The organism is Pelagicoccus sp. SDUM812002, from assembly GCF_031127835.1.
GTDB lineage: Bacteria > Verrucomicrobiota > Verrucomicrobiia > Opitutales > Opitutaceae > Pelagicoccus.
Genome location: NZ_JARXHX010000004.1, coordinates 90,850 through 114,864 on the forward strand (window position 1 = coordinate 90,850; position 24,015 = coordinate 114,864).

Sequence of the window (24,015 nt, forward strand, 5' to 3'; positions counted from 1 at the left end):
GCATTCTATCAATTGACAGTCGCAGCCAGAACATGATGCGCCGTCTCCTTGTCATTCCTCGGTGGATACGGGAGAGACGTCAGCGTCGCCTGTTACTCGGATCGAGCGGTTGCTTGGTAAAAGCGACAGACTGGGTTTCTTAGCAAATCAGCTTTTCTAGTGAAATCCACTTTTCGGCATCGATTTGCTCTGGCCGGGCAGAGGGATCGATGCCGATGGATTGAAGGCTCTCTAGCCAGTGAGAGGCTGTATCCGAATTTGACTTACGGAGCAGCGACGAGATTTGCTTGCGGCGCTGCTGGAAGATTTCTCGGATGAGCTGCGTACTCTGGGGGCGAAAGCGGAACGGGGCAGCTTTTCGTCTTAAATGAAGAAGGGTAGATCCGACGTCTGGTTTTGGATAGAAGCAGGATCCGGAGACGTCATGCCCGGGAAGTACGTCGAAAGCGGCGTGTAGGAAAATACTGATTGCTCCAAATTGCTTGGTCCCGGCTTTCGCGGCGTAGCGTTGGGCAGCTTCTTTTTGTAGCATCAGGGTCATGACGCACGGAAGTCGGTCCTCGAGGACCGTGGCCATCCAAGGCGTGGAAATGGCGTAGGGCAGGTTAGCTACTATCTTGTAGTCAGAGACATCGGCTGGCAAATCGCCGAGTGGGTGGACTAGGGCATCGCCTTTGATGAGGTGAAGGCGCGATTCGTTGTTCGCGATCGCTTCAACATGGGAGCCGAGAACAGGATCTTTTTCGACTGCGTGAACGATAGCTCCTGCGTCGAGAAGAGCCTGGGTGAGCGTTCCGAGACCAGGGCCGATTTCGACAACGTGGTCACCCTCTTTAACCTCTGCGAGTTCGAGGGACTTGCGGACAATATTTCCGTCGATGAGGAAATTCTGGCCCAATTGTTTTTTTGGGCGGTGTCCGAGCTGCTCGAGCAGAACGCGAGTTTGAGAGGGAGAGAGCGGCATGTGTAGAGGCTGATTCGATTACTGAATTCGAATTCAGGCATTGTGGAAATCTGCCATTAGCCGTGCGGTGTCTGGCGCCTTCATGAGAGCCTCACCGACGAGTATGGCTTTCGCTCCGCAGGCCCGCACGCGTGCTGCGTCTACACCGGTCCAGATTCCAGATTCGGAGATGGCGACGACGTCTTTGGGGAATTGTGGAATAAGACGCTCGGAAAAGGCTAGGTCGGTGGTGAACTTTGCGAGGTCGCGGTTGTTTACGCCGACAATCTTGGCGTCCTGAGCGACGGCGCGTTCGAGCTCGGACTCGGTGTGGATTTCGTAGAGCGAATCGAGGCCGGCGAGATCCGCTGCCCGCCGCAGAGTCGTCATTTGCTCGTCTGTGAGGGCTCTCACGATAATGAGGATAGCGGAGGCACCTGCTTGAGCAGCTTCGAGGACTTGGATCGGGTGGATCATGAAGTCTTTGCGCAGGCATGGAATACCTCTCTTCTCCGCGCGAAATTTTGTGGTGACAGAACTGAGATCCTTCAATTCGCCACCGAAATATTTGTTGTCGGTGAGGATCGAAAGGCAGTCGCCTCCGGCGGAGAGGTACTTATCAGCTTGTTCGACAGAGGGGCCAAGGTCTTTGATTTGACCAGCGGAAGGGGAACGACGTTTGATTTCGGAGATGACTGCGAGGCCAGTGGGAGCTTTGAGTGCCTGGAGAAAGGATCCACGTTGCTCGGCTTCCGCAGCGAAAACTGCCAGTTCGTGGTCGGCCACATCGCGGATGCAATCCGCAATCTCTTGAGCCTTCCAGTTCATGATCTCTGTGAGTTTATCCATCGTTTCTTAGCTTGTGGAATGAGGGAAGTTGCGAGCTTCCGAGGGGATGGCGAACGTTTTTTTTGATGTGGCGAACGTACGCTAGAGGAGGGGGGCGATGAGTCGGCTAAGGTCTTCGATTAAGCCTTTGATGTAGCGCTTGCGTTCTAGGTCCTCAGGTTGAAGTTCAATGCAGCGCGTGGTTATATCTTGTATCCAGTTTCGCACTTCGGTGATGTCGTTTGGAGAGTAGAAGAAGGCGGCGACCTCGAAGTTAACGAAAAGGCTACGCAGGTCCATGTTGGCGGAGCCGGTCATCGCCAGCTTCTCGTCGATGAGCATGGCTTTTCCATGCATCATTTCTCGTTGGTAGGCTAGCACCTTGACTCCAGAATCCTGCAGCTCGCGCAGAAATTGGCGACGGGCAAGGTCTGTGATCCGATGATTGGATCGTCGGGGAACGATGATCGTAACCTCTTTTCCTGTGCGAGCCTTGACGCTGAGGGTGCGTTGCAGAACTTCGTCTGGAATAAAGTAGGGAGTCACGATAGTTACGGAACGCTCGGCGTCCTGAACGCTTGCGAGCACTTTTTCGTAGAGTGGGTCATCAGGGGTGTCGGGACCGCTCGCCATGATTTCGATCGTCGATTCGCCACCCTCGACGGGATTTACGACAGATTGGGGGATTGCTTTGTATCCACGTTTACGTGACGCGAAGGCCCAGTCTTCTTCGAATATGGTATTGAGGGCTGAAACAGCGGGTCCTGCGATCTTGACGCCAAAATCTGTCCATCGGCTTTTGGATCGGTTCGGGCCCATGTACTCTCGACCGATATTGCGTCCGCCGACAATGGCGGACTCTTTATCGAATATGGCGATCTTGCGGTGGTTTCGTAGGTTGGTTGCACCAGGAAATGCGATCGGAAAAACTGGCATGAATCGCTCTATCTTTCCGCCCGCTTTCTCTAGTTCCAGTATGTACAGGGTCTTTTTACCGAACGATCCGATCGCGTCGAGGAGCAGTCGCACTGCGATGCCTTCTATAGCCTTACGTGACAGCTCTTTAACTACACGTCTGCCCACTGCGTCGTGACTTAGGATGAAAGTGGTGATGTCGATCGACGTTTTGGCATTTTGTATTGATTCTATCAATACATCATAGGCGTCGGTCGCATCGGGAAGGAAACGTGTTGTGTTGCCATGCGCCAGTAAGCCAAATGGGGAATTTTCGATAAAGTCTTGGTCGTACTCGTTGGGATGGAGACTGAGGGATCGTTTGTCGCTAGTGAGCTTTTTGATTTTCCGGCCACCGATTAGGAGAAATAGGGGCACGCCTATGTAGGGGGCGAGGATGATGATAAGCAGCCACGCGAAAGTATTGCTCGGTCGCCTTTTCTCCCGCATAAGACGGGCAATCAAGATAACACCGAGGCCGAGACCGATAATCGCGCCAAGATGGGGAAGGATACTTTCGATGAGGAAGTCGGGAGCCATTAATAGGGTCTTGGCTCAGCCAAGGGGAAGGGCTATGCCTTCGTGTTCGAGCATCCATTGTTTTCGCCATAATCCGCAAGCATATCCTATGAGGGTTTTTCCGGAGCCGATCACTCGGTGGCAAGGTATGATGATTGGTAGTGGATTTCGGTTATTGGCTCCGCCGACTGCTCTCGCTGCCGTAGGTTGCCCCAGTTCCGCCGCAATTTGTCCGTAAGATTTAGTTGCGCCGAATGGTATGGCGATCAATCGTTGCCACACTCGTTTTTGAAACTGGGTTCCGATGGGTGCCGTCCGGCAATTGAATCGCGTCAGTTGACCGGAAAAGTAAGCGTCCAGTTCTTCGAGCGATTGCTCGATGTGACGATTCGGGCGAAAGCTCGTTGGTTCTTTGCTTGCCACTCGTTTGTCTACAAAAGCCACGCTGACCAGCCCCTCGGCATTAGCGAGAATACGGCAAGTGCCAAGCGGGCTATCGAGTAGGGCTTCGTCCACGGTGGCATTATTCTTGCCCCCTGTTCGTCAAGGAAGCAAACCATTCTATGCCAGCGATTAGTAGGCGCTTTTGGGCGGGAATACCACTGCTTTTGCAGTGCGTAGCATGATCTTTAAATCGAGCCAGAAAGACCAAGTATTGATGTAAGTGATATCGTAGGCAATTCGCTTGGTCAGGTGCTCCGGTTCGTTGATCTCACCGCGTAGGCCGAGAGATTGTGCAAGCCCGGTGATGCCTGGCTTCACGAAATGGCGTGTGTAGTATACCTGAAGCCTTTCGGAGAATTCGCGGTCGTGGTCGATGAGGTGAGGACGTGGTCCGGACACGCTCATTTCGCCTAGCAGAACGTTGATAAATTGTGGGAGTTCGTCGAGGCTGGTCTTCCTGAGTAATGCTCCGAATGGGTATATGCGAGAGTCACCCTTAGTCGCTTGTTTAGCCACGTTTTGGGTATTAGCATCGGAGACATGCATGGTGCGGTACTTTATGATGTGGAACGTACGCTTTGTCATGCCGGTGCGGGGTTGAGCGTAGAAGATGGGGCCGAGAGACTGCTTTCGCTGGAACGCCCAAACGAACAGTGTGAGTGGCGGCAAAACGAAAGCCACGATTGGCAATGAAATGGCGATGTCGAAGCCGCGCTTGATCATGCGGTTGATAGGGTTCTCTAGTGGCTCGTCTTCGTAGGTGAGAAAGGTGTAATTTCCTTCGTGCTCGACCATGATACGCTGCTGGAAGTCAGCTTGCCAGTTGTTGTAGATTCGAACGCGGCAGCCTGCCCGTTGGGCGATTGACATGGCGCGTTTCGCACCCTCTGGAGAAAGGGCTTTCTCGATAACGACTACTTGCGAGATACGCCGTGCTTCGATGTTGCGAGCGAGATCGTCGATGGTGCCTAGGCAGGGAATGGGCTGCTTGCCGACTGGAGGACAATCTTTTTCCCCGCAGTATCCGACGATTTCGATTCCGTAACTGGCTTTGTTGTTGATCCACTCCTCTAGGCTGGCGAGGGATTCGGTCGAACCCACGATGATGGTTGGGATGACTTGTGTCTTGAAGCTAAGGCGGCAAAGGTGCTTCGGCAGGATCTTGTTCATCGCGAACAGGACAGCGAAGGAGGCAGCAAAATAAGTGGTCAGAAATATGCGGCTGATGTCCGTATCCTTTAAGGCGAATACGACGGCTAGCTGCAGGAGCATGATGCGAATCAGTTGCTGGAATGTCAGACGAAAGGTCCGGTACCAACCTAGGTTTACGAATTGGTCGGCATATCGCTTCAGAAGCCGTACATTGGCTACCGAGCCGATAGCGACTCCTGCCATGTAAAGGTTGAGGTTTTCCACCTTCAATCGGTATCCGGATATTTCGAATACATAGCGAATGACGAGGAATAGAATGAGGAGACAAGCTGCTTGCCACAGGCCGTGCAGATTGAGAATTCCTTCTTGGCGGTTCTTGAGCATTGGAAGATCTGGCGTAAAAAAGACGTAATGAAGGTCGCCAAACTTAGGTACAAGCGCAAATGAAAATGAGCCCGCTACCTACGGGAGCATGGGGTACCCTAGCATTTGCTCAGCTTTAGCCTGATAAGAGTCGTGGTATTGTACGCTCAAGGGCAGATCATGACCCTGAGTTTGGTGCATTTTGTTACTCCTTATCCTCTTTTTAGGATGCACCGCTTCCATCAAGGACGCTGCGGGCAGGGCTCTAAGCTGCCCATCGGGAGCTTAAAGGGTCTTTTCGAAGCGATTACCGTCCGAGTCCGCGAAAATGAGCGCGGTTTCTGAAAAGCCGATTAGTCGGAGCCTATTTTCTATGTCTATGACGTCGCCGATTTTACGAATCTTGCCATTCATAAAAACACGGGTTTCTCGGCCAGACTTCCTGATTCCCTGGACGGAGTAGGAATCGATTATAGTTTGAAGGCGGGAGCGTTCGCTAAGATCCACCGTTGCTTCGGTCGAATTTGAGGTGCTTGTATCGAGAGTTTCTGCGGCCGTTGCACCAGCTTTTCGCTCGATCAACATCTGTTGGACAGTGGACAGCTGATCTTTGGAAAGTGAGCCGAGTAGTTCCACTATTTTTGGAGAGGTGCCGTCTGAACGCGGATCGGTCGAGTCAGTTGATTGGGTCGCATTATCAGCAATCGCAGTGGGAGCTGAGGCGGCGAGCGAGTTTTCGGATTCTAAGTAGTCGGCGCCGAAATAGAAAATGGCGGTTATGGAAGCGGCGAAAAGCAGGCCCAAACCGGTAAACGCGAAGAGAAGCGCTGGCATCTTATTGCTAGATCTTCCGTGGGGCATTCGGTGTACCATAGGAGCTACTGGGCCGGTGGCGATCTGGCGTTTTTGTTGCTCTAGCTTGAGTGCTTGGTTGATGAGGCTCATTTCCGTTTCTTGTTGGTTTGGAGCTGAAGTGGACCCAGCCCTAGGTAAGAAACGGCTTTCCGCCGACTATATTTAGCGGTCCAGAGGGTTCGTCGTGCGAAAAGGGCCTCTGGGATAAGGAGGTAGCGAGCTCCCTTTACTTGAAGTCGAGGGTCTTAATCTCCTTCAGTGCCGCCCGAACATCCTTCCAAGTTACCACTTCGCTACTTCTAATATAGGAGGAAAGGAGGGCCTTGTCGCAGATATTGTTCACGATTCTTGGTATGCCGCGTGACTTCCAGCTGATCAAACGCACTGCCCAGCTGGTGAAGAATGGGATACCCTGTCCTCCGGCCATAGCGATTCGGTGATGGATATACTGCTCGATTTGAAGTCGGTTGAGGGAGCGAAGCTCAGTATGGACGAGTATGCGTTGGCGTAACTGTCGAAGCCGTTCCTCCGCCAGTATCTCTTTGAATTCGGGCTGCCCCATCAGGATGATCTGGAGTAGCTTCTGCTTGTCGGTTTCGAGGTTGGATAAGAGCCGAAGTTGTTCAAGAAGCTCGAAAGTCAGGTTTTGGGCTTCGTCAATGATTAAGAGGATGTCTTTCCCTGCTTGAATTTTCTCGAGCAGCAAGTCGTTCACCTGCTGCACGAGTCCGCCACGGCTGCGGCTCATGCTACCGGTGGATCCCAGTTCCGTGAGAATTGTCTTCAGAAGCTGCGTCTCGGTGATGCGAGGATTGAGGATGAGAGCTATCTCATACTTCTCTTCGTCTATCTCGTTGATGAAGTGGCGGCAGAGTGTCGTTTTGCCGCAGCCCACTTCACCTGTCAGAACGATAAAGCCCTTTTTTTCGGCTACCCCATATTTGAGGTGTTGCAGAGCTTCCTGGTGGGTAGGGCTAAGGTACAGAAAGTTAGGATCGGGAGTAATGTTGAACGGCATCTCCCTAAGACCGTAGAAACTTTGGTACATCGGGCCGAAATGTCCGCGAATTGCCCAGAGCTTACAATTATTTTTTTGCAATATTTGGATAGCTGCATCTTGTTAAGGGATCCTTTCCGCATGACCGCTCGTCGTTTCACCAATCTTTTCTTTGCTGTTCTGTTTATCGGAGCAGGCGTTTTCGCGGCCGCATTTTTGTATCGAGATTATCAACACCTCGATAATTTGCGTTCGGAAAATACGATTTTGTCCAAGCGACATGCTGCTGTCGTAGATGAAGCTACTAAACGTGAAGCGCAGTTGGATGACCTCCAAGCCAATCCCGAATACGTCGAATCAGTTATCCGAACCAAGCTTAACTACGCGAAGGAAGGTGAATTGGTCTTCCGTTTCGAGCGATAGCTCGGCATTTAGTGGTCAATCGGCGCCTCTTTGTGCAGAGAAGTTTGTTGCCATGAGGCTCCGCGATTGAAAGGTATGCACCCACATTCTTAGAGAAATATGGACAAAAAAGAGCTTTTCGAATCCCGTGGTCAGAAACAAGTCTTTCGCTTTTGGGGAGAACTGAGTGAAGAGGAGCGAGCGAATCTCAATTCGCAGGCTGCCGAAATTGACTTGGAGGAACTGGACAAACTCGTCGCCACATTGGTGAAGGGGGGAAGCGGACAAGCGAGCGTGGACTTCAGTGCTCTTGAGCCCGCTCCTTACATTTCGATTCCAGAAAATGTGGATACAGATCCTGATTGGCAGGAAGCCAAGCGGCTCGGCGAGGAAGCTCTCGAGTCTGGCAAGGTCGCCGCGTTCACGGTAGCGGGAGGACAAGGAACACGGCTTGGCTACGATGGTCCGAAAGGAACTTACCCAGTCACCCCGGTTAAGCAGAAAACACTCTTTCAAGTTTTCGCTGAAAAGATTCAAGCAGCCCGCGTTCGCTATGGTTGCAAACTCCCTTGGTTCATTATGACCAGTGACGTCAATCATGCCGCGACCGTGGCGTTCTTTGAGGAGAACAAGAACTTCGGTTTAGCTGAGGACTCGGTCGTTTTCTTCCGCCAAGGTCGAATGCCAGCAGTCGATCACGACGGAAAAATCATTTTGGAGTCCAAGGGTAGCATAGCCATGAGTCCTGATGGTCACGGTGGTGCCCTGCGTGCTCTAGATCGCAGCGGCTCGTTCCAGGCTATGGAAGATGACGGCATTGAGATTCTCAGCTACTTCCAAGTGGACAACCCATTAGTCCAACCCGCTGATCCTTACTTCATCGGCTTTCATCTAAAATCTGGGTCGACGCTCTCCAGTAAAATGCTGCCGAAAGCCTACGAGAAAGAGAAGCTAGGACACTTTTGCGTCCTCAACGGAGTCAGCCAAGTGGTGGAGTACAGCGACATGCCGGATGAGCTTTGTGCTCTGCGTGATCCTGACGGCCAGCTTTCTTTTCGAGCGGGGAGTATTGCGATCCACGTCATCGATGTTAAGTTCGCCCGCTCGTTAGTTGCTCCGGAAAGCACGGTTTCGCTGCCTTTCCATCGTGCCGATAAAAAGATACCTTTTGTGAACGAGGCTGGAGAAGTCCAAAAAACGGATACACCTAATGGCGTCAAGTTCGAGATGTTCGTTTTCGACTCAATTCCATTTGCCAGCAATCCCATCGTTATCGAGACGACGCGTCTTAACGATTTTAGCCCAGTGAAGAACGCGGAGGGGACTGATTCTCCGGAAACTTGTAAGGCGGATCAGATAAAGTTATTTCGCGAGTGGTTCACTGCAGCTGGCATCGAGATCCCGTCCGATTATGATAAGGCTATCGAAGTTTCAGCCCTTTTCGCTTACACTGAGGATGCATTCGTTGAAGCTTGGAGCAAAAAGCCGCAGGAACTCGATTTCTCCAGCGAAATTTACGTCGGCTAATTTGCTATCTTCTTGCCGAGAGAGTCGGTTGCTCCGCTCTCTATTTTTTTGTCCAGTTCTGGGCAGTATCCTGTTCTAGGATACTCTGGACTTCAAAATGTAGTCGATTAGCTGGCTGAGGCCGAATTCCCAGCGAGGAATCTTGTTAGCATAGTTAACCCAGTTCACTAGTTGACCCAAGTTTGGGCTAGAGATCGTTACTCTGTCGCCGACGTGGTGGGTAAACCCTTCTCCCTTGTGATCCCTATCCTCGGTGGGAGCGAACATGGTTCCTAGGAAAAGCATGAATCCATCTGGGTACTGGTGGTTCTCGCCGATGGCTTGATTGACGAGCTCCTCGGGAGAACGGCTGATCTCTATCATCTTATTGCTTCCACTGGCGTAGAAGCCGTCCTCTCCGGATATTTCCAAGCTGACCTCACAGCTCTTCACGTCGTCAATGCTGAAGCTCTCGTCAAAAAGACGGACGAAGGGGCCGATCGAGCACGAACCGTTTTGATCTTTGGCTTCGCCGAGTAGGAGGGCACTGCGCCCTTCGAAGTCGCGCAGGTTGACGTCGTTGCCGAGGGTCGCTCCCACAATCTTTCCGGTATTCGATACGGCGAGTACGATTTCTGGTTCCGGGTTGTTCCACTTCGATTCAGGATGGATTCCGATTTGTACTCCGTATCCAACCGATGACATCGGCTGGGCCTTGGTAAAGACCTCCGCGTCGGGACCGATTCCCACTTCGAGATACTGTGACCAGATACCTTCTTCGATAAGCTTTGCTTTCAGGGCTACCGTCTCGTCGGAGCCAGGTTTGACTTTCGACAGGTCGTTCCCGAGCGTATTCAGTATCACCTGACGCACTTGGGCGGCAATTTGCGGATCGCCTTTTGCTTTTTCCTCGATCACCCGCTCGAGGAGGCTCTTGATGAAAGTTACGCCACAGGCCTTGGTTGCCAGTATATCATTGGGTGACAAAAGGCAGGGCAGGCCCTCTTCGGCAAGGCGCTCCGCTCGATTTGTGAAGATGCTGTTGGACTGTAGTTCTTCGATCGAGCAGATTTCGCGGCTGGAGTGTTGACGGATTTGACCGACTGGATCCGGATTATTGATGAGGTCGGCAAAAGTATTGAAGCGATCACCCAATTCGAAGACCTTACCTGCAAGAGCCGTCACTACTCTAGGTCCAGCGATGCCGTTGGACGCAAACGCAGCGGGTAGCCATATGCGGCCGACCCATGTTCCTTCGTGGGGGATGAGGTGCTTTTGGGGTGCTTCGAGAGGCATGGTATAAGGGGTTGGATTCAATTTAGCGTTAGCGTTTTTTTGGGTATTACGACTATCGGGCTCGTAGCCGGATAGAGGAGCAAACGTTGTATTCTCAAACTTAAACGCTTCTGAAGCAAGTTTCTCGCACGGCCAACTCCTATTGTAGGTGCTCTCATTATCGATTAGCTTAAAAAAAATGCATTAGATCTAAGTATGTCTACTAGAGACAGTGGTTCGGCTTGCGATTCGTCGCGACCCTTGATGATGTTCACACCACCTTCCTCATCCCTCTATCCTTTCCCCTTGAATGCTTACATCATCGATTACCAGTTTGGTAGTTGAGTCTGATCCTCAAAGAGCGGAGCAGATACTCGAGACACTCAAGAAGTCAGATCGCTACGACTTCTTGTGTTACCATGCGGAGAATCTTCTGGATGCGAAGCGTACTTTGGTCAGTGCCAAGGTTGATTTGGTTATTTCAAAGGGCGTAATGGAAGAAGTCGCTCACTTGGATATTTTGGCGAGATATCGGAAAAGCGAATACGAACCATTGGTTCTCTGCTTGTTGGAAGACGAAGAGAAGTCCGTGATCTTGGATACGGCGGATTCGACGGCAGACGATTACCTTTTCTATAAGGATTTAAGCGACGACCGTTTGATCGAAGCTGTTCAGCATGCTTTTGAGCGACGCGACCTTTTGAGCGAGTTGAAGTCTGTACAGCAAAGCACCTCTGTCGACGGGAAGGGCATCTTTAGAGGGCTATTACATTGTCTCGATATCGCTTTGTTTCTGGTATCTCGAACCAATGGTGAACTTCTGTTCAACAACAAGGTCGCGGAAGCTTGGTTTCCAGATGGAGTGAATGACACTGTTCGAGAGCTTTTTGAATATGCGGTTCTCGAAGCAGATTCAGTCGAATTGGAGATCCAGACAGAAAGTTCTGCAGTGCCCAATGCTGAGCTGCGCTCCGTAGCGGTAGAATGGAAGGGACGTGACTGTTCCCTCATAACGTTGAGGAACATTTCGAAGCGTAAGCGTGCTGAAGAAGCATACAAGGCCAGTCAGCGCCGTTTGGACTTAACCCTCAAAGCTTCGAACATAGGTCTTTGGTCTTGGGATTTGCGTAGCAACCAATTGCATTTCAGTGACCGATGGAAGAAGCAACTGGGATACAATAGTAGTGAATTCCCGAATACCATGGACGCGTTCAAATCCCACTTGTTCGTAGATGACGTCGAAGAGGTCGAGGAGATCTTCGGACAGGCATTGCGAGGTGAGATTTCTGAAATCGAGTTAAAGTACCGAATGCGACATAAGAATGGTGGCTACCGCTGGGTGCTGTGCCGTGCAGAGATATTTCCAGATAACCACGGAAAACTATCTAGCCTTTTAGGTTCTCATATCGACATCACCGATCGTAGCCCTGTTGTTGGGAAATCCGGCCTCGAGACATCGCTTAGTGAAAAACTCGGCATCCGTATGGAGCGGATAGCCGCGGAACTCGAGACGAGGGCCTCTCAGATTCGCACGAATTTTAGGGGTGATTCGGCCATCGTCGAACGCATCCACGAATTGGAGAGGTTGTCCTCAAGTTTTGCCTGTATGAATGAGGTTTTACAGTTGGAGGCGGGCAAAGGAAACCAAGCGCTTGAAGCTCTTGCTCTAGAGGCAGAGGTTCGGGCGCTCTATGCCTCACAGAGGAGCTTGTTGCCACCGCGAGTCGAGCTGGACGTTGAAGCTCTAGGGGATATCCGTTTATATGGCCTTTCTAAGCGGGGTTTGACCTTTGCCTTAACTGAGGCGCTGGTCTGTGTATCGGAGCATGTAACGAAAGACTTCAAAAGTCGGATACATCTGACGATCGAAAGGGGCTCCAAGCCGTCAGAGGATGAAAACTGTCCTGTCTTGCGCTACCGTTATACTGGGGAGTCGGTGGGAAAAGCTGAGCTACTCGCTTTATCGCGAACGCCACACGTCCGAGTCTGGACTGAAGTCGAAGGAGCATTTTCGGTTTTAAGTATAGCTTTCGGATGTGAAGTCTCGAAGCCCAAAGCTTCCAACGTGCAAAATAAGCCCCCGCTGGTACTCCTAGCGGAAGACGAAGGCGTATTGAGGCTAGCGATACGCACCATGCTCGAATCTTTGGGTTACGACGTCGTGCTAGCGGAAGACGGAGCTGAGGCCATTGATGCCTTCGCCAGGCGCAATTCCGAGTTCGATTTAGCGCTAGTTGACCTTCAAATGCCAGAAATCGATGGGTATGGAGTTGTCGCTACGATTAGGGCAGCGGTGGAAGACCTGCCTATCGTTCGCATGAGCGGCGATTCCAGCGACGAGTTGAGCGGCTTGCTTGACGACTCTGATGACCATAGCTGCTTTCTATCCAAGCCGTTTGGAATTTCAGACCTTAAGCTCGCAATAGAGAGCTTAAGGATAAGGGTCAGGGCCTAGCTTTATTTGTATTGCGAGAAATATGAGGCTTCGGGAATCGAGATCGACCGTGCCACGCAAAAAAAGCCCCACGCTTGGTAGCGTGAGGCTGTATTTGAAAACTCGTTACGAATTCGTTCCTAGATGAGCGAAAGGGCTGGCGTTTCGAGCAACGTCTTAAGGGCTTGTAGGTATTGAGCACCTACAGCTCCGTCGACCGCACGGTGGTCGCAGCTGACGCCGATCGTCATAATCTGGCCGACTACGATTTCTCCTGCATCATTCACGATCGGCTTCTTCTCTGTCGCACCGACTGAAAGGATACCTGCATTCGGAGTATTTATGATTCCATAGAAGCTGCTGATGCCGAACATACCGAGGTTGGTGACCGTGAAGGTGCTGTCGGACATTTCTGCTGGGCTTAGCTTTTTACTGCGGGCCTTGCCGATGAGTTCCTTGGCTTCGGTTGCGATTTGCTTGAGGGTCTTGCTTTCCGCATTTCGGATAACGGGCGTGAGCAAGCCGTCTTCGATCGCGACTCCGAAAGCGAGGTGAACCGCTCCGTTTTGACGGATAGTGCTACCTTGCCAAGAGCGATTCATGGTCGGAACACGGCGTAGGGCTTCGGCAGATGCCTTCAGGATAAAGTCATTAACCGTGAGTTTTATGCCGCCGCCGTGCTCGGGGGGGACGTTCGCAAGGTCCGCGTTGATCTTCGCTCGCGTTGCAAGAAGATTAGCAGCGTTGACCTCGATCTGCAGGTAGAAGTGAGGCGCGTTGACCTTGGATTCGACGAGACGTTTGGCGATGGTGCCGCGCATGCCGGAGACTGGGAGGTCTGCGTCTTCTGCGATCGCGAGGCCGGGTAGGGTGACTGATGCTGCGGGCTTCGAGTCTGACTTAGCGGGTTTGGAGCCGCCGGACTTTTTCGCGTCGAGGACGTCTTGTTTTACGATGCGACCGTTGGGGCCAGTGCCCTCAATGGACGCGAGATCGACGCCTTCGCTCTTCGCGAGCTTCTTCGCCAGCGGCGAGGCTTTGATTCGGGAGTCACTCTCACTTGAGGACGTGGAAGAGCTCTCGCTTTTGGAAGAGCTGTCATCCTTTTCGCTCTTCTCGTCGCTGTTGTTCTCTTCCTTCTTTTTCTCTTCTTTCTTGTCCTCTTTGGCGTCGGCTTTGGGAGCGTCTGGCACTTCAACCTCTTCGCCTTCCTCGCCGATGGCTGCGATTGGGGCGCCGATGGCCACTTGCTCGCCCGCTTTTGCGATCTGCTTGAGCAGGATGCCGTCCTCGAAGGCTTCCAGTTCCATGGTCGCCTTGTCGGTTTCGATTTCGGCGATTACGTCGCCCGCCTCAATGGCGTCGCCTTCGTTTTTGAGCCAGTTGGCCACGGTTCCGACAGTCATGGTGTCGGAGAGCTTCGGCATGTCTATGAATGTTGCCATGTGTTTAGATTTGTTGGTGTAAGATTTGAGGCGAAGAGGATTACATTATGGAGAGAACCTTCTCGACGACATTAGCCGCCTTCGGAAGCTGTTCCGGCTCGACCGCTGGGCTATAGATAGCTGGTGCGTCGATGGTCGATACGCGTTGGATTGGCGCATCTAGATAGTCGAAGGCCTTGTTCTGGATAGTGTAGGCGATTTGAGCATCAACACCGCAGAAAGGGCGATTCTCTTCGACGAGCACGGCTCGGTTGGTCTTCTTAACGGAAGTGATAATCGCTTCTTCGTCGAGCGGACGAATGGATCGGAGGTCGAGGACTTCGGCATCGATATCGTGCTCCTCCTTGAGGATCTGCGCGGCAGTCATGGCGACAGAAACGGATGGACCGTGGCATACGATTGTGACGTCTGTACCTTCGCGCTTGATGTCGGCCTTGCCGAGTGGAATGACGTATTCCTCTTCTGGCACTTCGCCGGTGGTTCCATAAAGAAGGGTAGACTCCATGACGTAAACCGGATCGTTGTCGCGTATGGCTGACTTCATTAGGCCCTTGGCGTCGTATGGGGTCGCAGGGCAAACCACTTTGAGACCGGGCATGTTAGCAATGAGGTTCTCTGGGGTGTGAGAGTGAGTAGCGCCAACATTGGTACCGCCGTTGGCAGGTCCGCGGATGACGATCGGTACGTTGATCAAGCCACCAGACATGTAGCGAACGCTGCTGGCGTTGTTGATGATCTGGTCCCAAGCGACGTATGCGAAGCTCCAGAACATCAGTTCCATAACCGGGCGGACGCCCAGCATGGAGGCGCCGATGCCCATTCCGATGAAGCCTGCTTCCGAGATAGGCGCGTCGACGATACGCTTCGGGCCGTAGCGCTCGAGGAGGCCTTCCGTGACCTTGTAGGCACCGTTGTACTGGGCGACTTCTTCGCCGATGACGACGACGTTTTCGTCGCGCTCGATTTCTTCTGCGAGCGCGTCCTTGATTGCCTGTCTGTAGGAGATCTCTGGCATGTTAGTGTCCGTTTGTTTTGAAAATTAGTCGTTGAAGAAGAGGCGGCCTTCGGAGGTGCGCTTGTCAGGATTGTCCGCTTCCCAGTAGACGTCCTCGGTGATGGATTCGACGGTGGGGAATTCGCTCTCGTCGGCGAATTGGGCGGCTACTTCTGCTTCCTGTTTTGCCTCGCCGTCGATTTCCTTCATCTCGTCCTCGCTCATGATCTTCTGGTCTAGGAGAAAGAGACGGTAGACGTTGAGCGGATCATGGTTCTTTCGGTAGTCGTCGATCTCCTCCTTGGTGCGGTATTTCTTGGCATTTGCGTCAGCCACTGAGTGGCCTTGATAACGGTAGGTGTGTATCTCGAGGATTGTTGGCTTCGATTCTTCGTGGGCCCGCTTTATGGCACGTCCTACACCGTCACGAATGGCGAAGAGGGACTCACCGTTGATGATCTCCCAAGCCATCCCGTAGCCTTCCGCCCGAGCGGCGAGACCCTCCTTCGGATGGGAGGAGGAGCGCTCTTGAGAGGTGCCCATGGAGTAACCGTTATTCTCGATGATGAAAATGGCTGGCAGGTCCCAAAGGGCTGCGAGGTTGTAGGCTTCGTGCACGGCACCTTGGTTAATGGCTCCGTCGCCCATGAAGGCCATGGCGGAACCTTTTTGGTCCTTATACTTTACGCCATAGGCGAGGCCAACCCCGAGTGGGATTTGGCCACCCACGATACCGTGGCCGCCCCAGTAATTCTTGTCCGGCGCGAAGAAGTGCATCGAGCCACCCTTGCCCTTGGAGCAACCGGTTGCTTTGCCGAGGAGTTCGGCCATGCACTCGTTCATGCTCATGCCGACCGCGAGGGCGTGACCGTGGTTGCGGTACGCGGTGATCATGTGGTCGTGGTCTCCCATCAGGGAAGCGCAGGCGACTGCGATTGACTCTTGGCCGATGTAGAGGTGAAGGAAGCCGCCGATCTTGCCTTGCTGGTAGACTCTTAGGGAGCGCTCCTCGAAGCGGCGGATGCGTACCATCTCGCGGTAAAATCCTACCATCTCTTCTTTTGAGAGGCTTTTGTTTATAGGTAGTTTCGCTTCTTTCGCCAGATTTGAAGTCTCTGGTTTAACGCGTTTCTTTGGCGTGGTTTTTGCGCTCACTTTTCTGTCTCGTGTTCTCGGGTTTTGAGAAGGAAATTCTTTGGAAACTCGGGATTCAAGGTGTTGGCCGCTTTGAGACAACAACAAAGCGGTGGATTGGTACTGGTTAATTTATGTGACAACAGTTCGATTAATCGTTTTGCAGGTTTGCATGAGCCGAATTTTGGCCTGGGACAAGTCCCTCGATTTCAAATTTTAGTGGCTTCCCTGGCTGGCAGTCGACCTTAAGAGCCACGAAGCGGTCATGGTAGTTATCGTAAATGTCCCATAGCCCTTGGCGGTCCGTTTCCGGTACGGGGAGCGAATTGATTTCCTCTCGGCTGTGGAACGCGAATTCACCCTCGTCGATGGCAGGAGGAAGGGCTTCGAGCGGTTTGCTGCATTCGAATAGAAACATAAGCCAGTGGCCATTGCCTTCGTAGGCTTTTTCAGCTGCCATGCAAAATAGGTGCAGGTCCTGGTTTTCCAGGTCGATTCCTGTTTCCTCTTTGGCTTCACGTATGGCGCATTCGAATGGCGACTCGCCGAGTGGCATTTCAAGTTTACCGCCGATAGGGCTCCATAGTCCTTGGTTGGGGGCCTTCGCTCGGTTAAGCATGAGAAAGCGACCGTCTTTGTCTTTTAGGAATATTAGAGCGCTGATCTTGTACTGCATGGTCGGTCTAGACGGCTGGAGTAGGCTCAAGTGAAGGCCTAGGGGCAAGCGGAATTGCCAGTGAATCGGGGCGGAGTAGGAGATTCGCTTGCTCCACACGTGAAGTGGGGCGATAGGTTTTCTTATGTTTGGAATCCCTCGCTCTTTGCTTGTTGCTCTCGTCCTGGCCCTGGGCTCTCCCGGATTCGCCTCCGAAATAGGGGTGGTTCGAGTCGATTTTGAACTTGTGAACCAAGAGGGCGGTCGCGAGCCATGGTACGAGATCGCTGTCGTCGTTTCGGTGGAAGAGGGCGAATCGGATCCCGACGCTAACCCGAGGTTTGCGGACGATGTTACAGTATCGGTCGCCCTAGCCGCCGAGGTTAATCGTGGGAGAGGTCGGGGTTACGAATTTTACGCGAACCGGATGGAGTACCCGGCCTTGGAAGTGGGTCAACACGCAGTTCGCTTCTTTTTGCCACCGGAAATCGTTAAGCGAGATCGGGTGCGGGGCGAGCCGTTTGCCTACGAGATCGAAGTCTTCTCGGCGGAAGGCTTGGAGTTCTCCTTGGTATCGAACAACCTTGATAATCCTGCCGCGTTGCAGAGCTTTCATTCGCAGCTAGCAGCTAGCAAATCAGACTCGAGCGTCTTGCTTCCGCAATACCAGACGCCATTTGCGTGGGCGTACCCGAGGGATACGCCCACTGCTCGTCAGCCTAGTCGCTAGGTGAAGACCCTGCCAGCATCCGCTGCCAACCTGTCTTATCCAACGTAAGTGCCTAGCTCCTAAAGGTTTTAGCTTGTAATGACTACTTGTTAAAAAAGAATGAACAATCTTCGCCCTCCGAAGGTTTCCTATGTCTAGTCCAAACTTTTTAGCGATCAGCCTTGGAGCTAATTATCTCTGCTCGGTTCATTTGAAGATGAATCCTAGCGGTCGCTGTGAGCTGTTGGACTACCAGATCGACACGGTCGATTTTTCTTCGAACGATCCTCTGCTTTGGCTGAAGGCGACATCGTCCCATCTCGATGCAGTAGCACTTCGCTTCCGGAGTCAAATGCCGGCTGGCTTTTCGATTCCCGGCCATGTCGCTCTTTGCAAGTATCTTAAGATACCTCAGGTTTCGCGAGGTAAGCGTCCCAAGATCGTGGCATTCGAGGCAAAGCAAAATATCCCGTATCCGATCGAGGAGGTGACTTGGGAATTTGCGGTAATAGAAGAGGACAGTTTGGATTTCGATGCCGTGATCGGAGCATCCCGTACCGAGATAGTGGAGACGATCGCTCGCTACAGCAAGGACTCGGAGATTGATCTGCGTGGTATCGAACCTTCCACGACCTCCTTGGTCAATGCCTACCGCTACAATTACGCAGAAGAGAAGAATGGAGCTCTGATTGTATCCATTGGCGCTAAGTCCACGGATCTCGTTTTTGTGGACCGCACCCGATACCATTCGCGCAACATTCCATTCGGAGGTCAGTCAATCAGTTCCGAGATAGCGGAATCGCTTGGGGTCGCAGTAAGCGAAGCAGAGCGTATCAAGATCTCCGCTACGAAAGGAGATACCCTTGCGAGCGAAGAATACACAGCATACCAGAACGCGAAGAGGAGCTTTGAAGCTCGATTGGGTACCGAGGTGCAACGGACGTCTGCGGTGTTGAAACGCCAAGGGTTCAATTTCGATGTTAAGTCTATCTACTTAGCGGGCGGAGGCTCCCTCCTGCCGCAACTTCATGACGTATTGTCGAGCAAGCTAAATTGTCCCGTACAGCAGCTCGATCCTCTGCGAAATCTTACTGTATCCAATGATTCGTTACGTGAGGAGGTGGCAGCTGCGGCGCCGTTTCTCTCAGACGCTATCGGAATCGGTGTCGGCAGGTTTATGCCCGATGGAGCATCTCTGGACCTGACCCCTAGGAGCCTCGTTTGGCATCGCAAGTTTCGACGCCAGCAACCGTTTTATTTACTTGCCGGATTGGTGGCCTGTGGAGCGGTTGCTTTGCCGATCTTGAATACTTCCTTGGAAATTCGCGCCTACGAGCAGGAGATCCAAAACTTGGAGGTCCAAGTACGTCCGTTGAGTCAGATCAACAAGGAAATCTACAGCCGTACTGAGCAAATCAAGCGAATCCGAGGTGTCATTGAGAAAACGGCGAACGTCACTTCAGCGCGCTCTGCTTGGCTAGAGGTGTTGAATGATTTGCAGCAACGCCTTGTAGACGTGGAGGACGTTTGGTTGGACGAGTTGAGGTTGGAGCGCCCTGCTGCGAGAACGAATAGCGGTAGGGGTATCGCTAGGGTCCAGAAGAGCGACGGAAAGACACGGGTTCACTTGAGCGGTCGTTTGATTGATGTCTACAATCCCGTATCCAGTGTCAGCCCCGCCTCCTACGAGCGAGTGAAGAGCTTGCTCGAAAGCTTTGGGGACGCCTCTTTCGTGGCTAATTTGGAGGACGAGCGTTTCGATTACTCCGTACCGGGCTTTCTGGGGTTCAAGTTCACGCTCGTCGTAAAGGAAGGGGTGCCGCTTTAGGTTTCTGTGATGGCTTTCTATCGGAAAAACCCCGTTTTCTATTCGATGCTTCTGCTTTTGCTAGTGGGATGCTTTGCGGGTCTTTGGTTTCTGGCTCAACTGAGTTCGGAGTTATCCGGCCTCAAGGCCTCCTATCAGACTAAAGCGACGCAGTATGATCGCTACGTTTCGGCGAGACCGTCGCCTACTCGCTCGAACCTTGAAGCGATCGAGGCTAACTACGATGAGCTCTACGAAGTATATGAGAATGCTTTGCGTACCCTGAAACTCAATACGTTCGACGAGGAGACATTCTTCGGGAAAACTCCGGTTTCTCGAGCGGATTGGTCTTTCGAATTGCACCGATACAAGGAAAACGCTCGCTACGTGGCATTGAGTAACGCGATAGCCTTACCGGCGCAGACTTCGTTTGGCATCAGGGATTTTGCCAACGGAGCTCCAGCTTCAGAGGAAATGGAAAGCGTGCACCAGCAAATAGTTATAATGTCTTCGCTTTTGGAGACGCTCTTCGATTCCGGCATCAAGTCTTTCGAAACGATCCAAAGGGGATTGAAGGCACAGGTGGGAAAACAGGTTACCGGCTCGCGTATCCCATCGAACCGATTGTATGGGGATGGAGATTTTTTCGCGGTTGAGCCAGGTCAAAGCATCGCGGTTCCCGGTACGCTGGACAGTTACGTTTTTAGGATCGCATTTCGTGGCCAGTCGATCGCATTGCGTAGTTTCCTCAACAGGATTACCAATTCCCCATTGCCGTTCGTAGTGCGCGGCGTCGAAGCGGACCTATCCAGCGAAGGCGGAGAGAAACAGGGCTTGGAATCGATAGCTGACAATCCCTTCTCTGAGCGCGGTGCGACTGCTAGACCTGGCGCCTCAGCTGTACCCATTATTTCTGACAACACATCCCTTTTCGCGGTGACGATCGAATTCTTGCAGCTGGCTGTCGAAATCGAGGAACCACGCATAGCGAGTACGGTGAAGGAGGACAACGATGCATAGGTTCAAATTCTCTGAGCTCTTGGACAAGATCCTGCTGCTGATCGCTATGCTGTTCTTCACGTGGGTTGGCGTCACAGCAATCTTCGAAGTGCGCAAGCTCGACAGCATCGCAGGGCAAAGCCGTCCCTTAATCTCAGAGCTCAAAGTGAATGCGACCATTTACGATGCGAAAGCTCCGTCAGTCGGAAACATTGCTTGGATACCGGCGGAAAGTCAGAGCCGCGGGGAAGATTGGGTGTTCGACGTTTTCACTCCTCCAGTCATCTATTATGATCCGAATTATCGGGAGTTTGCTGTGACTCCGCCGAGTGTGCGACCTGTAGATACGGTAGACAGTTCTTGGACGGTGTTCGATTTGGAGCTCTTGGAAGTCCGGCTGCGACCGTACAAGTTACAGCTTGTCGGCTATGCCGGGGAAGAGGGGAGCTATGTCGCTTACTTCGAAAACAGTGCTACAGGAGCCATCTTGTTGTTGCAGGAAGGTCAGGAAGACGCGGAGCTAGGCGTGCGATTGAATTCTTTCCAGGAGCAGCAAATCGAAATTCCCAGCGAAACGGATACACCGATCGTGCAGAGTGTAGGTGTGGCGCGGATAGCGGATTATGCGACTGGCCAGCAAATGAGTCTCACCAATATGGAGACGAAGATGTTCTCCGAACTGGAGGCGAAAGTTAGGCTCTTGCCGGTGGGCATCGTTCGCTACGTCGAAGAGGGAAGCCGCCTTGAACTCCAGTCAGGAGATTATCTCATCGAAGACTTGTCTGCGCAGCCACAAGAGGCAATGATTACAAAAATTTCAAAAGACGGTGATCGCCGTATATCCCGTATCCTGACCCCAGCTCCAGTTTCCAAAACCCAGCCTCGCGGTAGTATCCAAGAGACTTCTCCTCAAAGCCCCTTTGCAATCAGGCCCCGATCCCAAGGCTAATTAACCGAAGGGTGACGATTGCCAAGTAGGCTAACTCAAATCCACCAACCACATGACTAAGAAGACGCCAACACTCAGATCCATCGTTCGCTTGTGCAGTCTCGGTATTGCTTTGGCGCTTGCCGCAGGCGCTTACGGGCAAGACGACACGGAGACGAAAATTCGACTCATGACGGAGGCTCTACAGGCTCGCGATTCAGGTAACCTAAGCCTTGCGAAGGCTAAGTTAGAAGAGCTCGTCGAGATCGCTCCCAACGACGCTTCGGTAAAGCGAATCCTTGGCAGTGTCGAGCGATTGATTGAAAACCAAGGTTCCAGCTCTACCGCGAACTCCTCCTCGCCTGAAGATCGAAATGCAGCCTTGCAGCGCGAAGCAGAGTACTTGGCCAGTCTCGAGACCGAACGTATCGAAAAATCGATGCAAAGCTCTCGAGAAATGCGCGAGGTGGCACGCCGGCAGGCTAATCGCGGCGAATACGACTCAGCTTTGAGGACCATTTCGCGAGCCATTTCGGGGATCGAACCGAATCCGATGACTCAAGTTTTGATTGAAGAGTTGAAGCGGGACGAAAGAGAGTTTCTTCGCCAAAAGTCCCAATATTCGGCGACCACTTCGAACGGATCTCCCAGTTCCATCTCTGTTCACGAGGCGAGCCCGGACTTCGTAAAGCTCCAGCAGCAGATCGAGGTCCTGAACCTGCGTGGTCGCAGCCAGTTCTTTGCTGGCGATATCGAAGGAGCGGAAGCGACTTTCAAGCAGATCGAAGCCTTGGATCCGAATAATGACGCGGCAAAGAATTTCCTGATACGCATCGCACGCGAACGTCAGGAAATGGGTTACCTCAACAAGCTTAAGACTCGCGAACAGCTGCTGCAGGAGGTGTCGAACGCTTGGCAACGTCCCAGCATCTACGAGGAGCGTCCAGGTATCGAAGTGGTGGATACCGTGACTCTTCCTCTTACTGAGAAACTGAATCGCATCATTATCCCCAGCGTAAATTTCACTGAAGTAGAGCTCGGTAAAGTGGTTAACACATTGAGTGCCATTTCTGAGCAATTCGATAGCACGGGACTTGGCATCAAAGGTGTGAATCTTGTCTTGATCGATCCAGAGCGAGCTAACCCTACGGTCAACATTACACTGAGGAATCTTTCTCTGAAGCGTATTCTAGATTTTATTGTCGACTCGGTGGGTTTCCAATACGAAGTCGAGGCCGACGCTGTAGTCGTTCGCCCGGGTGGTGAGCGTACGAATCTGGATACAGAGTTCTTTCCCATTTCCCGTTCCACGGTCATCCGCATGACTGGAGGCAGTTCCGGTGCCGGTAGCGGCGGTGTTTTCAACGATCCGTTTTTCACGGACTCGGGGGATCGCGTACGAGAGCAAGGAGTAGCTAACGACGCTCAAACCATTCGCGGATTCCTTCAGCAGGCAGGTGTCGACTTCGTCGGAGTGGAGGGCAGTACGCTCGCGTACGATGGCTCGGCCATGATCGTTACCCAGACGCGACGTAACCTCGAGCGGATTCGCAATCTGTTAAACCGTTACACGGACGTGAAACAGGTCGAGATAGAAGCTAAGTTCCTGGAGATCCAAGAAGGAGCCTTGGAAGAACTCGGTTTCGACTGGGTGGTGGATGAACGTGGAGCACAGACGGATCCGGCCTTTGAAACTGGAGAAGTCTACCGATCTTCGTTGCGCACGCTAGCCTCGGCGGCTGCTCCTGGTACTAACTCGAATCAAATAACGATTACATCGGTCAATCCACAAACTGGACAGGTCGAAGGGATAGTTGATGACATATCTCCTCCTAGTTTGCCGGGTACGAAATTGCTCGGAGCGGGCTCGGTCCCATTTACCAATGTGATCGGCAGTATCGATGGAGTGAATCTGAATGTTGCTATCCGTGCACTTTCGCAGAAGTCGGGTTCCGATTTGCTGAGTGCTCCAAAGGTGACTGTGCTTTCCGGAAACCAGGCAAAGATCAACGTGAGCCAAGAGTTTCGTTATCCGACACGGTACTCGGATACGGAGAGCGATGTCGGTAGCACACGAGGTGATTCTGGAAGTGCGGGCGTTACAATCACACCAGGTACGCCGGAAGACTTCGAAACACGCAACGTGGGCGTCGAACTTTTCGTAACTCCTATTGTTGAAGAGGACGACTATAGCATCACTCTCGACCTCAATCCGCGCGTGACTGAATTCGAAGGTTTTGTGGAGTATGGTGGCCCGAGCATAGCGATATCTGGTGGCACCACGGTCAAGACTCCCTCGGGTTTCTATCAGCCGATATTTGCTGTTCGCGAGGTTGAGACCAAAGTGACGATCTGGGATGGCGCGACAGTTGTTATGGGAGGTATGACCCGTGAGGATGTCGTGACTGTAAGCGACAAAATCCCGTTCCTTGGTGACATCCCCTTCGTGGGTCGTCTCTTCCGCTCGGAAGGTGAGAGCTCGGCCAAACGCAATTTGCTCATCTTCGTGACCGCTAATATGGTGAGCCCAGGCGGTTCGCCCAAGCGTCAGACGCTTCGCGGGGTACAGCCAGGTTCGCTATTCCAGAATCCGACGATCGTGACACCTGGAGGGAGCGAGTCTCGCAGCCAGTAAGCCGAAGCTTATTCTTTGAAAGTAAAAGGCACATCCG

At 52.4% G+C, this 24,015-nt stretch carries 20 protein-coding genes; 8 read left to right on the forward strand and 12 right to left on the reverse strand.

Annotated elements, in window-relative coordinates; all coding sequences use genetic code 11:
* Positions 1–139: 139 nt before the first annotated feature.
* The 7 genes from rsmA to QEH53_RS07980 all read right to left on the reverse strand — a co-directional run bounded on the left by rsmA (position 140) and on the right by QEH53_RS07980 (position 7,106).
* The gene (gene rsmA / locus QEH53_RS07950; RefSeq protein ID WP_309022633.1) at positions 140–964 is read right to left on the reverse strand and encodes a 16S rRNA (adenine(1518)-N(6)/adenine(1519)-N(6))-dimethyltransferase RsmA; all 825 of its coding nucleotides are present in this window, start codon (positions 962–964) and stop codon (positions 140–142) included.
* 33 nt (positions 965–997) lie between these two features.
* On the reverse strand, positions 998–1,792 hold the full coding sequence (locus tag QEH53_RS07955; protein WP_309022634.1) for an indole-3-glycerol phosphate synthase TrpC: 795 nt from the start codon (positions 1,790–1,792) through the stop codon (positions 998–1,000).
* Positions 1,793–1,873: 81 nt separating this feature from the next.
* Complete coding sequence (locus QEH53_RS07960; RefSeq protein WP_309022635.1) at positions 1,874–3,265, reverse strand: phospholipase D-like domain-containing protein; 1,392 nt, start codon at positions 3,263–3,265, stop codon at positions 1,874–1,876.
* Positions 3,266–3,280: 15 nt separating this feature from the next.
* Complete coding sequence (locus QEH53_RS07965; protein WP_309022636.1) at positions 3,281–3,760, reverse strand: methylated-DNA--[protein]-cysteine S-methyltransferase; 480 nt, start codon at positions 3,758–3,760, stop codon at positions 3,281–3,283.
* 57 nt (positions 3,761–3,817) lie between these two features.
* Positions 3,818–5,224 carry a sugar transferase gene (locus tag QEH53_RS07970; RefSeq protein WP_309022637.1) on the reverse strand — a complete coding sequence of 469 codons (1,407 nt, stop codon included), beginning with the start codon at positions 5,222–5,224 and terminating at the stop codon, positions 3,818–3,820.
* A 264-nt stretch (positions 5,225–5,488) separates the two neighbouring features.
* Entirely contained in the window at positions 5,489–6,148 is a 660-nt protein-coding gene (locus tag QEH53_RS07975; RefSeq protein WP_309022638.1) for a hypothetical protein, read from the reverse strand.
* Positions 6,149–6,284: 136 nt separating this feature from the next.
* On the reverse strand, positions 6,285–7,106 hold the full coding sequence (locus QEH53_RS07980) for an AAA family ATPase (RefSeq protein WP_309022639.1): 822 nt from the start codon (positions 7,104–7,106) through the stop codon (positions 6,285–6,287).
* 90 nt (positions 7,107–7,196) lie between these two features.
* Here QEH53_RS07980 and QEH53_RS07985 point away from each other — a divergent pair, with 90 nt between their 5' ends.
* Together QEH53_RS07985 and QEH53_RS07990 are read left to right on the forward strand one after the other, a co-directional pair.
* Positions 7,197–7,478, forward strand: a complete 282-nt coding sequence (locus tag QEH53_RS07985) for a septum formation initiator family protein (protein ID WP_309022640.1) — start codon at positions 7,197–7,199, stop codon at positions 7,476–7,478.
* A gap of 99 nt (positions 7,479–7,577) precedes the next feature.
* A complete protein-coding gene (locus tag QEH53_RS07990; RefSeq protein ID WP_309022641.1) occupies positions 7,578–8,984 on the forward strand; it encodes a UDPGP type 1 family protein in 1,407 nt (468 codons plus the stop codon).
* A 75-nt stretch (positions 8,985–9,059) separates the two neighbouring features.
* Here the strand turns inward: QEH53_RS07990 and QEH53_RS07995 are convergent, their stop codons facing one another.
* Entirely contained in the window at positions 9,060–10,259 is a 1,200-nt protein-coding gene (locus QEH53_RS07995; RefSeq protein WP_309022642.1) for a fumarylacetoacetate hydrolase family protein, read from the reverse strand.
* Between the two features lie 289 nt (positions 10,260–10,548).
* Between QEH53_RS07995 and QEH53_RS08000 the strand changes: the two genes are divergently transcribed.
* Positions 10,549–12,693: a response regulator gene (locus QEH53_RS08000; protein ID WP_309022643.1), complete on the forward strand. Its 2,145-nt coding sequence runs from the start codon at positions 10,549–10,551 to the stop codon at positions 12,691–12,693.
* Between the two features lie 119 nt (positions 12,694–12,812).
* On the opposite strand, the gene QEH53_RS08005 is transcribed toward QEH53_RS08000, so the two are convergent.
* The 4 genes from QEH53_RS08005 to QEH53_RS08020 form a co-directional block, all read right to left on the reverse strand.
* The gene (locus tag QEH53_RS08005) at positions 12,813–14,117 is read right to left on the reverse strand and encodes a dihydrolipoamide acetyltransferase family protein (RefSeq protein WP_309022644.1); all 1,305 of its coding nucleotides are present in this window, start codon (positions 14,115–14,117) and stop codon (positions 12,813–12,815) included.
* Positions 14,118–14,157: 40 nt separating this feature from the next.
* Entirely contained in the window at positions 14,158–15,132 is a 975-nt protein-coding gene (locus QEH53_RS08010) for an alpha-ketoacid dehydrogenase subunit beta (protein WP_309022645.1), read from the reverse strand.
* 24 nt (positions 15,133–15,156) lie between these two features.
* Entirely contained in the window at positions 15,157–16,266 is a 1,110-nt protein-coding gene (pdhA, locus tag QEH53_RS08015; protein ID WP_309022646.1) for a pyruvate dehydrogenase (acetyl-transferring) E1 component subunit alpha, read from the reverse strand.
* A 130-nt stretch (positions 16,267–16,396) separates the two neighbouring features.
* On the reverse strand, positions 16,397–16,921 hold the full coding sequence (locus tag QEH53_RS08020) for an NUDIX hydrolase (protein WP_309022647.1): 525 nt from the start codon (positions 16,919–16,921) through the stop codon (positions 16,397–16,399).
* 124 nt (positions 16,922–17,045) lie between these two features.
* Here QEH53_RS08020 and QEH53_RS08025 point away from each other — a divergent pair, with 124 nt between their 5' ends.
* The 5 genes from QEH53_RS08025 to QEH53_RS08045 all read left to right on the forward strand — a co-directional run bounded on the left by QEH53_RS08025 (position 17,046) and on the right by QEH53_RS08045 (position 23,978).
* Positions 17,046–17,630, forward strand: coding sequence for a hypothetical protein (locus QEH53_RS08025; RefSeq protein WP_309022648.1), 585 nt, complete (start codon positions 17,046–17,048; stop codon positions 17,628–17,630).
* Positions 17,631–17,760: 130 nt separating this feature from the next.
* Positions 17,761–19,437: a pilus assembly protein PilM gene (gene pilM, locus QEH53_RS08030; RefSeq protein WP_309022649.1), complete on the forward strand. Its 1,677-nt coding sequence runs from the start codon at positions 17,761–17,763 to the stop codon at positions 19,435–19,437.
* A gap of 45 nt (positions 19,438–19,482) precedes the next feature.
* Positions 19,483–20,436: a hypothetical protein gene (locus tag QEH53_RS08035; protein WP_345785711.1), complete on the forward strand. Its 954-nt coding sequence runs from the start codon at positions 19,483–19,485 to the stop codon at positions 20,434–20,436.
* Positions 20,429–21,364, forward strand: a complete 936-nt coding sequence (locus tag QEH53_RS08040; protein ID WP_309022651.1) for a hypothetical protein — start codon at positions 20,429–20,431, stop codon at positions 21,362–21,364. The genes QEH53_RS08035 and QEH53_RS08040 overlap by 8 nt, the downstream gene beginning before the upstream one ends.
* A 52-nt stretch (positions 21,365–21,416) precedes the next feature.
* Positions 21,417–23,978: a hypothetical protein gene (locus tag QEH53_RS08045; RefSeq protein ID WP_309022652.1), complete on the forward strand. Its 2,562-nt coding sequence runs from the start codon at positions 21,417–21,419 to the stop codon at positions 23,976–23,978.
* Positions 23,979–24,015: the final 37 nt, after the last annotated feature.

Excerpts from the sequence above, each read along its gene's own strand:
- QEH53_RS07970 (WP_309022637.1), bottom strand. The coding sequence starts at position 5,224 with ATGCTCAAGAACCGCCAAGAAGGAATTCTCAATCTGCACGGCCTGTGG.
- QEH53_RS07955 (WP_309022634.1), bottom strand. The coding sequence starts at position 1,792 with ATGGATAAACTCACAGAGATCATGAACTGGAAGGCTCAAGAGATTGCG.
- QEH53_RS08035 (WP_345785711.1), top strand. The coding sequence starts at position 19,483 with ATGCTTCTGCTTTTGCTAGTGGGATGCTTTGCGGGTCTTTGGTTTCTG.
- QEH53_RS07995 (WP_309022642.1), bottom strand. The coding sequence starts at position 10,259 with ATGCCTCTCGAAGCACCCCAAAAGCACCTCATCCCCCACGAAGGAACA.
- pilM (WP_309022649.1), top strand. The coding sequence starts at position 17,761 with ATGTCTAGTCCAAACTTTTTAGCGATCAGCCTTGGAGCTAATTATCTC.
- QEH53_RS08045 (WP_309022652.1), top strand. The coding sequence starts at position 21,417 with ATGACTAAGAAGACGCCAACACTCAGATCCATCGTTCGCTTGTGCAGT.
- QEH53_RS08025 (WP_309022648.1), top strand. The coding sequence starts at position 17,046 with ATGTTTGGAATCCCTCGCTCTTTGCTTGTTGCTCTCGTCCTGGCCCTG.
- rsmA (WP_309022633.1), bottom strand. The coding sequence starts at position 964 with ATGCCGCTCTCTCCCTCTCAAACTCGCGTTCTGCTCGAGCAGCTCGGA.
- QEH53_RS07980 (WP_309022639.1), bottom strand. The coding sequence starts at position 7,106 with ATGTACCAAAGTTTCTACGGTCTTAGGGAGATGCCGTTCAACATTACT.
- QEH53_RS08040 (WP_309022651.1), top strand. The coding sequence starts at position 20,429 with ATGCATAGGTTCAAATTCTCTGAGCTCTTGGACAAGATCCTGCTGCTG.
- QEH53_RS07990 (WP_309022641.1), top strand. The coding sequence starts at position 7,578 with ATGGACAAAAAAGAGCTTTTCGAATCCCGTGGTCAGAAACAAGTCTTT.
- QEH53_RS07975 (WP_309022638.1), bottom strand. The coding sequence starts at position 6,148 with ATGAGCCTCATCAACCAAGCACTCAAGCTAGAGCAACAAAAACGCCAG.
- QEH53_RS08010 (WP_309022645.1), bottom strand. The coding sequence starts at position 15,132 with ATGCCAGAGATCTCCTACAGACAGGCAATCAAGGACGCGCTCGCAGAA.
- QEH53_RS07960 (WP_309022635.1), bottom strand. The coding sequence starts at position 3,265 with ATGGCTCCCGACTTCCTCATCGAAAGTATCCTTCCCCATCTTGGCGCG.
- QEH53_RS08005 (WP_309022644.1), bottom strand. The coding sequence starts at position 14,117 with ATGGCAACATTCATAGACATGCCGAAGCTCTCCGACACCATGACTGTC.
- QEH53_RS07985 (WP_309022640.1), top strand. The coding sequence starts at position 7,197 with ATGACCGCTCGTCGTTTCACCAATCTTTTCTTTGCTGTTCTGTTTATC.
- QEH53_RS08000 (WP_309022643.1), top strand. The coding sequence starts at position 10,549 with ATGCTTACATCATCGATTACCAGTTTGGTAGTTGAGTCTGATCCTCAA.
- QEH53_RS08020 (WP_309022647.1), bottom strand. The coding sequence starts at position 16,921 with ATGCAGTACAAGATCAGCGCTCTAATATTCCTAAAAGACAAAGACGGT.